The following is an 11,216-nucleotide window of genomic DNA, read 5'->3' on the forward strand; positions in this document are numbered from 1 at the left end:
TCGCGCAGGCTGCCGTGGTTGGACAGGATCATCGGGATGTCCACCGCGAGCTGCCCGGCGCGCTGGCGGAAGAGCAGGTCGTTGACGCAGTGCGCGGCGTCGGAGGCCGGTGATCACAGCACCTGCACCGAGGAGGGCGAGGGCGGCGGCTCCGAGGAGACCGCCGTCGAAGCCCGTCGACGGGAGGCCGCCGGCGCCGTGGCCGGGCGCGCCCGGTCCGGCGGTCGGCGTGGAGGTGGGCTCCCCCGGTCCGGCGGTGGGGCCGGCCGTCGGCGTCGCGGTCGGCTCCGGGGTGCCCGTGGGCTCCGGAGTCGCGGTCGGCGTCGGGGTGGGGGTGACCGCCTCGGTGACGTCGACGCTCACGAGGGTCGCGAGTCCCGAGTCGGTGTAGGCGACACGGCCGAGGTAGCGGGCCGGGCCCGCCAGGTTCGACCAGGAGACCGCGTACGCGATCGGCTCGCCCTGCACGGCGTCGACCACGGCGGGGTCGGTGCTCAGCGAGCCGAGACCGTTCTCCGGAGTGATGACGAAGCTACGGAAGTCGAACGTGACGGTCGAGGATCCCGGAGCGGTCGAGTAGACATCGGCCTGGACCGTGTACTCGCCCGGAGCGGGGTCGGCGATGTCGACGCGCTCGTCGGCCGAGCCGGTCGCCGAGGTGAAGACCTTGTCGGTGCTCTCGCTGGTGACGGTGAGGTCGAGGTCGGCCGCGTCGTCGAGCGAGTCGAGGTCGAAGCGGGCGAACTCGGCGCCCTCCGGCACCACGACGGTGGTCGTCAGCGACTTCCCCGTGGGGAGCGTCGCCGAGTGGCCGTCAGCGGCGGTGGCGTCCTCGGCGAGGACACCCTCGGCGAGACCGCTCGCGGTGAGCGGCAGCGCGCCGGTGATGCCGGGCGTGACCGTCACCGTGCCGGTGCCGGTCGAGCCGGTGCCGGAGACCTCGTAGGGCGCGTCCAGCAGGACGGGTCGCACCGCGATCGGGCTGCGGACATCGTGCTCCGCGCTCGCCCAGGTCAGGTAGCCGGCGGCGAACTGGTTGAGCGCCGCCGAGCCGGTGGTGAAGGAGACCGTGTACTCCGCCGTCTGGCCCGCACCCGTGAAGGAGAGGGTCGAGGGCGAGACCACGGTGTCGATCCCGGCGAGGCCGTCGACCGAGGCGGTGTAGGTGCCCGCGCCGGTCGAGGTGACCGTGCGGGTCACGGTCTGCGTGCCCGCGAGGGCGCCGATCGCGATCGAGGCCTGGTTGAGGTCGGACGGGTCGATCGCGGCGATCGGGTCGATCACCGGGTTCGAGGTGAAGACGTAGCCCGCACCCTTGAGGAACGCGATCCAGTCCTCCGTGCCGCTCTGGTAGAGCAGTCCGGGGTCGAGGAACGCCGCCGGGTCGACGTGTCCGGCGCCCTGGGCGAAGACGTCCTCGGACGCGGCGCCCGACTGGTCGACGCTGTCGTAGGCGGAGGTCATCATGGCCGACTTCACCGCGGACGGCGAGGCCTTCGGGGTCGCGCCGAGGATCAGCGCGCCGAGGCCCGCCACGTGCGGCGACGACATCGAGGTGCCGGACTCGAACGCGAAGGCGGGGTCGTCGCCCTCGGCGTTGAAGCTGTCGGCGAGGATCGCGACGCCGGGCGCCGTGAGGTCGGGCTTCAGCACGTCGGCGCCGTCCGCCTCAGCGGGTCCGCGCGACGAGAAGCCGGCGACCTGCGGGACGGGGATGGAGGCTCCGGACGAGTTGCCCTCGGAGAGGGTCACGGTCGCACCGGCGGTGCCGGCGTAGGTCGTGATCGCCTGGTAGGCCTGCGAGTCGATCTGGATGCTCGGGACCGAGTGGTCGTCGACGTGCAGGGCGTTCGGGGTCGGGTTGAGCAGCAGCATGCCGATGCCGCCGGCCCGCTCGACCTCGGCCGACTTGGAGACGCGCGCGGTGACGCCCGCGGTGCAGGCGACGATCGTGCCCTTCACCTTGTCGGGGTCGAGGGTGCCGGTCTCGCAGATGGCGGGGTTCTCGGCGCCCGAGCGGACGACGTCGGCGCTGTTCACCAGCGGTCCGGTGACGTCCTCGTGGACCGAGATGGATCCTCCGACGAACTTCTGGCCGTCGCCGAGAGCGGCGGTCGCGGTGTAGGTCGGGATGGAGGACGCGGCGACCGTGGTGTACCAGGGCGACGCGTGGTCGAGCGTGGAGGCGCCCGCACCCGAGTTGCCGGCCGAGGCCGCGACGAAGACGCCGGCGGCGGCGGCGTTGAGGAACGCCTCGTCGATCGCGGTCAGGGTCGAGGTGGCCGAGCCGCCGCCGATCGAGAAGTTGATGACGTCGACGCCGTCCTTGGTCGCGGCGTCGATGGCCGCGAGGATGCCCGCTCCGGAGCAGAAGTCGTCGTCGTCGGTCCCCTCGTCGGGTCCGTTCCAGCAGACCTTGTACGCGGCGACCTTGGCGGCCGGGGCGACTCCGGAGATCTTCCCGTAGTCGTAGCCGTCGACGCTCGCCTCGACGCCGTTGTTGCCGGCTGCCGTGCTCGCGGTGTGCGAGCCGTGTCCGTCGGCGTCGCGCGGGGAGCGGTACTCGGGGTTGTCCGTCGAGCCGACCTCCTCGTCCGCGAGGAACCAGCGTGCGCCGATGAGCTTCTGGTTGCACTCGTCGCCGTCCCACTGCTCGGAGGCGGGGAGCCCCGGCGAGCAGGAGCCGACGAAGGTGCCGCCGTCCGACTTCACGAAGGAGGTGGTGGTGCCGTCCGTGTAGGGGGCCGCTCCGGGCGAGGTCGCCAGGGGCGCGCCCGCGAAGGAGGGGTTCTCGGGCGCGATGCCGGAGTCGATGACGCCGACGACGACGCCCTCGCCCGCCTTGTCGATGCCGCCCAGCTTCTGCCAGACGCCGTTCTCGCCCTCGAGGCCGAGGAAGTCGGTGGAGCGCTGCTGTCCGGTGTCGGGCACCGGGGTGCCGGCGGCGGCCGCGGCGAGCGGCGAGGCCTGCGCGGCGCGGTCGACCTTCAGGTTCTCGACCTTGCGGACCTGGGCGACGTCGCGGCGGCTCGCGAGCTCGCCCGCCTGCTCGCCCGAGAGGGTCGCGGAGAAGCCGTTGAGGGCGACGGTGTAGTGGTAGCCGATGGCGGCGTCGACCGCGGAGGCGACGTCCTCCTGGCGCTGCTCGAGGTGGGCGGAGTAGTCCTCCACCGGAGCCGAGGCAGCCTGCAGCTGCGCACCGTCGACGGGCGCGGTGCGGGCGAAGCGGGCATCGCTGCCCTGGTAGGTGGCCGCGGAGGGCTCGACGAGGGTGACGACGTAGTCGCCGTCGTCGAAGCTCTGGCCGACGGAGAGCCCGCCGACGAGCGAGGCACTGCCGGCGAGAGGGGCGGCACTGGCGCCGGTGGTGGCGAAGGCCGCGGTCGCGGCGACTCCGAGGACGGCGAGGCCCGCGAGGATGCGCCTCTCAGCGCGGCGGACGGGTGGTCGGTGGGACAGGTGGATCGGCAATCGATGTCCTTACTCACATTCGCTGGGAACCGGATCGGTTTCCACACAGAAACGACCCTACGAACTCGATTGCCCAGCTTTGTTACGAACAGGTAACGAAGTTGACGCTGAAGGGGCCGATCCGTTGGCACTCTCCCTCTGTGAGTGCTAATTTCTTCGCGCTGAGCCGGGTCGGCTCAACTCTTGGAACACTTCGTTGCACGACTGAATGGAGTGATCTCATGGCTGCCACCTACGACCCCGTCCGCGAGCTGGACCGCCTCGCCACCGCCCTCCTCGGCTCCGGTCAGGGGCCCCGCCGGATGCCGATCGACCTGTACCGGGACGGCGACCACTACGTCCTCACCGCCGACCTCCCCGGCATCGACCCGGGGTCCGTCGACGTCGACGTGGACGGGCAGCTCCTCACCATCCGCGCCCAGCGCACCGTCGCGGGCGGCGACGACGTCACCTGGATCACCCGGGAGCGCCAGTCGGCGACCTTCGTCCGCCAGCTGAGCCTCGGCCAGGGCGTCGACACCGAGCGCATCGTCGCGTCCTCCGACAACGGCGTGCTCTCGGTGACCATCCCGGTCAGCGAGAAGGCGCGTCCCCGCCGTATCGAGGTCGTCTCGTCCGCCCGCCCCGAGCAGGTGCGGATCGGCGAGGCGGCTGCCGAGTAGGACGACGACCGAGGGCCCGTCCGCGATCGTGCGGGCGGGCCCTCCGCGTGTCCGCACGCCCTACGCTGGCCGGATGCGCGCCTCCTCCTCCGACACCGCTGTCGGCGTCCTGCTCCCCCGCGATCTCCCCGCCTCCGAGGTGCTCGGCTACGCCCGCCGCGCCGAGGAGCTCGGCTTCGACGAGCTCTGGGTGGTCGAGGACCTCGGCTTCCGCGGCGGCATCGCCCAGGCCGGCGCGGTGCTCGCCGCCACCGAGCGGATCGTCGTCGGCATCGGCATCCTGCCCGCCGCCGTCCGCACGGCGGCCTTCACCGCGATGGAGCTCGGCACTCTCGCCGAACTGTTCCCCGGCCGCGTGCACGCCGGCATCGGGCACGGGATGCCGCACTGGATGCGCGGCCTCGGCGTCTGGCCGCGCAGCCCGCTCACCCTGCTCGAGGAGCAGTTCGACGCGATCCGCTCACTGCTCTCCGGCGAGCGCACCGACCGTTCCGGCCGCTACGTGCACGCGGACAGCCTCGTCCTGGAGTCGCCGCCCGCCGTCGTGCCGCCGCTGCTGGCCGGCGTCCGTGGACCGAAGTCGCTGGCGCTCGCGGGCCGGATCGCCGACGGGGTCGTCCTGGCCGAGCCCGTCACTCCGGAGTACCTCGCGGCGGCCCGCGGCCACCTCGGCGGCACCGGGCGGATCGTCGCCTACAACGTGGCCGCCGTGGACGACGACGCGGCCGCCGCGCGCGACGCGGTCCGGCCGGGACTCGAGTGGATCGGCGAGCCGGACTGGGCGCCGCACATCGAGCCGCTCCCCTTCGCCGAGGACTTCGCCCGCCTGCGGGCCGAGAGCGCCGACCGCGCCGCCTTCGTCCGCGACCTGCCCGACGCCTGGGTCGACCAGCTGGCGGTCGTGGGCACTCCCGAGGACGCTCGTCGCCGCATCGGCCTGCTGCACGAGGCCGGTGCGTCGAGCGTCGTGCTGATGCCGTCGGGGCCCGATCCGCTCCACGCGATGGAGGAGCTCGCCCGGGCGCTCTGAGGCGCTCGGCCCGGCCACGTCCCACCGAGCCCTCAGACGCGTCCGGCCCGCAGGATCCGAGGATCGTGCGGGCCGGACGCGTCTGCCGAAGCCGGAGATCAGGCCGACATGCGGGCCTTCAGGTTCTCGTCGAGGGTCGCGAGGAACTCCTCGGTCGTCTGCCAGCCCTGCTCGGGGCCGACGAGCAGGGCGAGGTCCTTCGTCATCTTCCCGGACTCGACCGTCTTGATGACCACGTCCTCCAGCGTGAGCGAGAAGTCGATGAGCTCCTGGTTGCCGTCGAGCTTGCCGCGGTGCGCGAGGCCGCGCGTCCAGGCGTAGATCGAGGCGATCGGGTTCGTCGAGGTGGGCTTGCCGGCCTGGTGCTGGCGGTAGTGGCGCGTGACGGTGCCGTGCGCCGCCTCCGCCTCGACGACGCTGCCGTCGGGCGTGGAGAGCACGGAGGTCATCAGGCCCAGCGAGCCGAAGCCCTGCGCGACGGTGTCGGACTGGACGTCGCCGTCGTAGTTCTTGCAGGCCCAGACGTAGCCGCCCTCCCACTTCATGGCCGAGGCGACCATGTCGTCGATGAGGCGGTGCTCGTAGGTGAGGCCCGCGGCGTCGAAGCGCTCCTTGAACTCGGTCTCGAAGATCTCCTCGAAGATGTCCTTGAAGCGGCCGTCGTAGGCCTTGAGGATCGTGTTCTTGGTGGAGAGGTAGACCGGGTAGTTGCGCGAGAGGCCGTAGTTCAGCGACGAGCGGGCGAAGTCGCGGATCGACGCGTCCTGGTTGTACTGGACCTGCGCGATGCCGTCGTCCGGGGCCTTGTAGACCTCGAACCTCATCGGCTCGGAGCCGTCCTCGGGCGTGAACTCGACGGTCAGCGTGCCCTTGCCCTTGAAGACGAAGTCGGTGGCGCGGTACTGGTCGCCGAACGCGTGGCGGCCGATGATGATCGGCTTGTTCCAGCCGGGGACCAGGCGCGGGATGTTCGAGATGATGATGGGCTCGCGGAAGATCACGCCGCCGAGGATGTTGCGGATCGTGCCGTTGGGCGACTTCCACATCTTCTTGAGGCCGAACTCCTCGACGCGGGCCTCGTCGGGGGTGATGGTCGCGCACTTCACGCCGACGCCGTGCTTCTGGATGGCGTGCGCCGCGTCGATCGTGACCTGGTCGTCCGTCTCGTCGCGGTACTCGATGCCGAGGTCGTAGTACTCGAGGTTCACGTCGAGGTACGGGTGGATGAGGGTGTCCTTGATCTTCTGCCAGATGATGCGCGTCATCTCGTCGCCGTCGAGCTCGACGACCGTTCCCTCAACCTTGATCTTGGACATTGCTCTCCCATGGTGTCGATGACCCCGCACCTGTGCGGGACGGGCGGCTCTGCACCGCTCCGGATGGCCTCCGCCAGCCTACCCGAGGCCCGAACTGTCTCGATGTCGAGACAGTTCTCGATCGTCCGCGCCGGGGCCGGCGCACGTCGCCCGACAGGAGGATGCCCGCCGTCCTGCGCCGCCGGTACAGTGACGGCATGAGTGACCTCCGCCTGGAAGAGCTGTCCGCCTCGAACATCTCCGCCGTGAACGGTCTGAGCCTCAAACCCGGCCAGGAGCAGTTCATCGCGCCGGTCTCCTACTCCGCCGCCGCCGCGGTGATCGACCCGGGCGCCTCCTGGCAGCGGGCCGTGATGGACGGCGACGAGCTGGTCGGCTTCATCCACGCGCACTTCGACCCGGAGGCGGCGGAGGAGTTCCGCAGCTGCATCTGGCGGATCAACATCGACGCGGCGAAGCAGGGCCGCGGCGTGGGCACCTTCGCCGTCCGCGCCACCGCCGACGAGGCGCGCGCCCGCGGCTTCGACACCCTCACGGTGATCTGGGAGTCCGGCGAGGACGGCCCGGAGCAGTTCTTCCGCTGGATCGGCTTCGAGGTCGTCGGCGAGACGCAGTACGGCGAGAACATCGGGGCGCTGACGCTCTGAGCGCGGCGCCGGAGGCAGCGGAGCCGGCCGACTTCGTCTCCGCCGTCCTCGAGGTGGTCGCCTCGATCCCGCCCGGCCGCGTGATGGCCTACGGCGAGATCGCCGCGGTCCTCGGCACTCGTGCGGCACGCGCGGTCGGCACGGTGATGGCCCGTTACGGCTCCGACACCGCCTGGTGGCGCGTCGTCCGCGCGGGAGGAGCGCCCCCGGTCGGCCACGAGGAGCGCGCCCGCCGGGAGTACGAATGCGAGGGCACGCCCCTCGTCGTCACGCCGGGCGGCTGGCGCGTCGACGTGCGCAGCGCCCGCTGGCGCCCCTGAGCCGGGAGCGGCTCCGGGACGTGGGTCGCGAGCAGCAGCCGATCAGACGAGCGAGTCCCGCCAGGCCGCGTGCAGGGTGGCGAAGCGTCCCTCGCCGGCGATGAGCGCCTCCGGAGTGCCGTCCTCGACGATGCGGCCGTGCTCCATCACCAGCACCCGGTCGGCGATCGCGACCGTCGAGAGGCGGTGCGCGATGATGACCGCCGTGCGATCCGCCAGGAGCGTCTGCAGGCCCTGCTGCACCAGGCGCTCGCTCGGGATGTCGAGGGAGGAGGTCGCCTCGTCCAGGATCAGCACCGCCGGGTCGGCCAGGAACGCGCGGGCGAACGAGATCAGCTGGCGCTGACCGGCCGAGACGCGACCGCCGCGCTTGTTCACGTCGGTGTCGTAGCCGTCCGGCAGCGCCTGGATGAACTCGTGCGCGCCGACCGCCTGCGCAGCCCGGACGATCTCGTCGTAGGACGCGGTCGGCCGCCCGATCGCGATGTTGTCGGCGACGGATCCGGAGAAGAGGTAGGCCTCCTGGGTGACCATCACGATCGCGCGCCGCAGGTCCTTCGGGTGCAGCTGCCGCAGGTTCACGCCGTCGAGGGTCACCACGCCGTCGCTCGGGTCGTAGAAGCGCGAGATCAGCTTGGCGAGCGTCGTCTTGCCGGCGCCCGTGGACCCGACGAGGGCGATGGTCTGCCCTGCGGGGATGTCGAGGTCGAAGCGCGGCAGCACCTCGCGGTCGGCGGTGTAGGCGAAGCGGACGCCCTCGAAGCCGAGGCGGCCCCGCGCCTGGCGCAGGTCGACCGGGCGGGCCGGATCCGGGACGCTCGGCTCCTCGGCCAGCACGCCCGAGATCTTCTCGAGCGCGGCGGCCGCCGACTGGTAGGAGTTGTAGAACATCGCCATCTCCTGCACCGGGTCGAAGAAGCGCCGGGTGTAGAGCAGGACCGCCAGCAGCGCGCCGATCTCGAGCCCGCCGTCGAGGACGCGGACGCCGCCGATGAACAGCACCACGGCGACGGTGACGTTGCCGATCAGCACGAGCCCGGGGTCGAAGGTGCCGAACACCCCGAAGACGCGCTTGTAGGCGAGCCGGTACTGCTCGACGACCCCGCCGAACACGGACTCGTTGCGCTTCTGCGTGCGGAAGGTCTGCACGGCGCGGATGCCGGTCATCGACTCCACGAACTGCACGATCAGGCGCGACGAGGCGACGCGGGTGCCGCGGAACAGCGCCTGCGACCGCTTCTGGAACCAGCGGGTGAGCAGCGCGAGCGGCACCAGGGCGCAGGCGAGCACGATGCCGCTCACGCCGTCCAGGGAGACGAGGGCGATCGCGACGAAGCCCATGTAGAGCGCACCCTGCACCAGCTGGTTGATGCCGGAGTCGAGCAGCTCGCGGATGGAGTCGAGATCGCTGGTCTGGCGCGAGATGATCCGGCCGGAGGTGTAGTTCTCGTGGAACTCCAGGCTCAGCTTCTGGGTGTGCAGGAAGACCCGCTTGCGCAGGTCGATCAGGATCGCCTGGCTCACCCGCGCGGAGAGCACGGTGTACCAGGCGACCAGGAGCGCGCCGACGAGCCCGGTGAGGATGTAGGCGCCGACGGTGACCGCCAGCGGGACCGCGTTCCCCGCGAGGACCGCGGGCAGGCCGTTGTCGATGCCCGCCGCGATCAGCGCCGGTCCCGCGACCTGGGCAGCGGTCGCGACGACGACCACGACCGCGGTGAGCACCAGCCGCAGCCGGAGAGGCCGCAGCAGGGACCCGAGCAGCCGCAGCGAGCGCCGACGCAGAGCCGCCGACTCCGCTCTGCTGAGGTCGTCGCGCTCCTCGGAGGAACCGAGCGTGCTCATGATCGCGTCTCCTCGTGGGTCGTCGTGGGGCGGGAGCCGATGCGCTCGGTCCCGGCGGGCCGGGTCAGCTCGTCCTCCTCGAGGCTCGAGATGACGAAGCGGTAGTGCGGGCTGCTCGCGAGCAGCTCGCTGTGGGTGCCGACCGCGGTGATGCGGCCCTCCTCCATCAGTGCCACGCGATCGGCGAGCGCCACCGTCGAGGGGCGGTGGGCGACGATGATCGCCGTGGTGTCGCCGAGCACGCGGCGCAGCCCCGCCTCGACGCGCGCCTCCGTGTCGACGTCGAGCGCCGAGAGCGGGTCGTCGAGGACGAGCACCGCCGGACGCGCGGCCACCGCGCGGGCGAGGGCCAGGCGCTGGCGCTGGCCGCCGGAGAGGCTCATCCCCTCCTCGCCCACCTTGGTGTCCAGGCCCTCGGGAAGGCGGTGGACGAAGTCGGCCTGCGCGATCTCGAGGGCCTCGAGCAGCTCCTCCTCGGTCGCGTCGGGTCGGCCGAGGAGGACGTTCTCGCGCACGCTGGTGGAGAAGAGCGTCGCGTCCTCGAACGCCATGCCGATGTGCGTGCGCAGCTCGTCGCGGCGGAGCCGGCGGATGTCGACGCCGTCGAGCTCGATGGCTCCGCCGGTCACGTCGTAGAGGCGCGGGAGCAGCGCGGTGAGCGTCGTCTTCCCGGAGCCGGTGATGCCGACCAGCGCCATCGTCTCGCCCGGCTCGACCTCGAGGTCGACGCCGTCGAGGAGGTCGCGGTAGCGCTCGGGTGCGTCCTGGTAGCGGAAGTGGACGTCGCGGAAGCGCACCCGGCCGCGCGGCTCGAGGATCGTCTCGGGGTCCTCCGGGTCGATGATGGTGTTCCGGCTGTCCATCACCTCGAAGTAGCGGTCGACCGCCGTGCGGGTGTCGAAGGTCATCGAGAGGAGGAAGCCGATCGACTCGACCGGCCAGCGCAGCACGGTCGCGGTGGCGAAGAAGGCGAACAGCTCGCCGACGCTCAGCTGACCGGCCGCGGCGAGCCAGACCCCGCCGAGCAGGCAGAGCGCGAACGCGATGTCCGGCACCAGCAGGAGGACGAGCCAGATCCCGGCGATGGCACGGGCCTTGTCGATCTCGGTGCCGCGGAGCTTCTCGGCCTGGCCGGCGAAGTTCTCCAGCGCGTGCTGGTGGCGGCCGAAGGCCTTCAGGACGCGAATGCCGTGCACCGACTGCTCGACGGTCGTGGCGAGGTCGCCCGCCTGGTCCTGGCTGCGGCGCGCGATGCTCGAGTAGCGCTTCTCGAACGCGAACCCGTAGATCCAGACCGGGATCGAGCACACGACGAAGAGCACGCCGAGGATCGGGTTCCAGTAGACGAGGACGCCGAAGCCGACGACGATCGTCAGCGCGTTGACGACGAGCAGGACGAAACCGAAGGCGATCCAGCGGCGGATGAGGCTGAGGTCGCTCATCGCCCGCGACAGGAGCTGCCCGCTCTGCCAGCGGTCGTGGAACGAGACGGGGAGGTCCTGCAGGCGGCTGTAGAGCGCCGAGCGCATGCGCGCCTCGATCCGCGTGCTGGGCGTGAGGACCATCCGGCGCCGCAGCGCGATGGCACCGGCCTCGACGACGCCGAGCACGAGGATGACGGCGACCGGGCCGATCAGCGGCCCGAGGTCGCCGGAGCCGGCGGACGCCGCTCCGTCCCCGAGCGGCCCGTCGACGAGCTGCTGCAGGACGATCGGGATGACCAGCGACACCAGGCTCGCCACGAGCGCGACCGCGATGCCGCCGACCAGCCGGGGCAGGGAGTCGCCGACGAAGGGGACGAGGCGCAGCAGCGTCTGCAGCGTGCTCGGGCGCTTCTGCGCGGGGGCGCCGGGAGACGGGAGGGCGGGAGCGGACACGACGGAGGGCTTTCGCGACGAGGGCGGAGCCTCCCCTGCCGGGTGGGC

The 11,216-nt window shown here is 71.7% G+C and carries 7 protein-coding genes and 2 pseudogenes; 4 read left to right on the forward strand and 5 right to left on the reverse strand.

What is annotated here, in order from left to right:
• A pseudogene (gene purU / locus C5C27_RS18630) lies at window positions 1-104 on the reverse strand (formyltetrahydrofolate deformylase); the annotation flags it as partial.
• 877 nt (window positions 105-981) lie between these two features.
• Window positions 982-3,471, reverse strand: a pseudogene (locus C5C27_RS14585) (S8 family serine peptidase); the annotation flags it as partial.
• Between the two features lie 221 nt (window positions 3,472-3,692).
• On the opposite strand from C5C27_RS14585, the gene C5C27_RS14590 reads away from it, so the two are divergent.
• Together C5C27_RS14590 and C5C27_RS14595 are read left to right on the forward strand one after the other, a co-directional pair.
• Window positions 3,693-4,133, forward strand: coding sequence for an Hsp20/alpha crystallin family protein (locus C5C27_RS14590; RefSeq protein WP_104314766.1), 441 nt, complete (start codon window positions 3,693-3,695; stop codon window positions 4,131-4,133).
• Window positions 4,134-4,206: 73 nt separating this feature from the next.
• Complete coding sequence (locus C5C27_RS14595; RefSeq protein WP_104314767.1) at window positions 4,207-5,163, forward strand: LLM class flavin-dependent oxidoreductase; 957 nt, start codon at window positions 4,207-4,209, stop codon at window positions 5,161-5,163.
• A gap of 98 nt (window positions 5,164-5,261) precedes the next feature.
• Here the strand turns inward: C5C27_RS14595 and C5C27_RS14600 are convergent, their stop codons facing one another.
• Window positions 5,262-6,479 (reverse strand): NADP-dependent isocitrate dehydrogenase, encoded by a 1,218-nt coding sequence (locus C5C27_RS14600; RefSeq protein ID WP_104224939.1) that lies wholly within the window; start codon window positions 6,477-6,479, stop codon window positions 5,262-5,264.
• A gap of 197 nt (window positions 6,480-6,676) precedes the next feature.
• On the opposite strand from C5C27_RS14600, the gene C5C27_RS14605 reads away from it, so the two are divergent.
• Together C5C27_RS14605 and C5C27_RS14610 are read left to right on the forward strand one after the other, a co-directional pair.
• Complete coding sequence (locus tag C5C27_RS14605) at window positions 6,677-7,126, forward strand: GNAT family N-acetyltransferase (protein ID WP_104224946.1); 450 nt, start codon at window positions 6,677-6,679, stop codon at window positions 7,124-7,126.
• Window positions 7,123-7,446 (forward strand): MGMT family protein, encoded by a 324-nt coding sequence (locus C5C27_RS14610; protein WP_104314768.1) that lies wholly within the window; start codon window positions 7,123-7,125, stop codon window positions 7,444-7,446. The genes C5C27_RS14605 and C5C27_RS14610 overlap by 4 nt, the downstream gene beginning before the upstream one ends.
• 42 nt (window positions 7,447-7,488) lie before the next feature.
• Here C5C27_RS14610 and C5C27_RS14615 read toward each other — a convergent pair whose 3' ends face one another.
• Both C5C27_RS14615 and C5C27_RS14620 read right to left on the reverse strand, forming a co-directional pair.
• Window positions 7,489-9,291 carry an ABC transporter ATP-binding protein gene (locus C5C27_RS14615; RefSeq protein WP_104314769.1) on the reverse strand — a complete coding sequence of 601 codons (1,803 nt, stop codon included), beginning with the start codon at window positions 9,289-9,291 and terminating at the stop codon, window positions 7,489-7,491.
• Entirely contained in the window at window positions 9,288-11,168 is a 1,881-nt protein-coding gene (locus C5C27_RS14620) for an ABC transporter ATP-binding protein (protein WP_104314770.1), read from the reverse strand. The genes C5C27_RS14615 and C5C27_RS14620 overlap by 4 nt, the downstream gene beginning before the upstream one ends.
• Between the last annotated feature and the right edge of the window lie 48 nt (window positions 11,169-11,216).

The sequence above is a fragment of the Rathayibacter sp. AY2B7 genome (genome assembly GCF_002931635.1).
GTDB lineage: Bacteria > Actinomycetota > Actinomycetes > Actinomycetales > Microbacteriaceae > Rathayibacter.

Excerpts from the sequence above, each read along its gene's own strand:
- C5C27_RS14615 (WP_104314769.1), bottom strand. The coding sequence starts at position 9,291 with ATGAGCACGCTCGGTTCCTCCGAGGAGCGCGACGACCTCAGCAGAGCG.
- C5C27_RS14605 (WP_104224946.1), top strand. The coding sequence starts at position 6,677 with ATGAGTGACCTCCGCCTGGAAGAGCTGTCCGCCTCGAACATCTCCGCC.
- C5C27_RS14600 (WP_104224939.1), bottom strand. The coding sequence starts at position 6,479 with ATGTCCAAGATCAAGGTTGAGGGAACGGTCGTCGAGCTCGACGGCGAC.
- C5C27_RS14590 (WP_104314766.1), top strand. The coding sequence starts at position 3,693 with ATGGCTGCCACCTACGACCCCGTCCGCGAGCTGGACCGCCTCGCCACC.
- C5C27_RS14595 (WP_104314767.1), top strand. The coding sequence starts at position 4,207 with ATGCGCGCCTCCTCCTCCGACACCGCTGTCGGCGTCCTGCTCCCCCGC.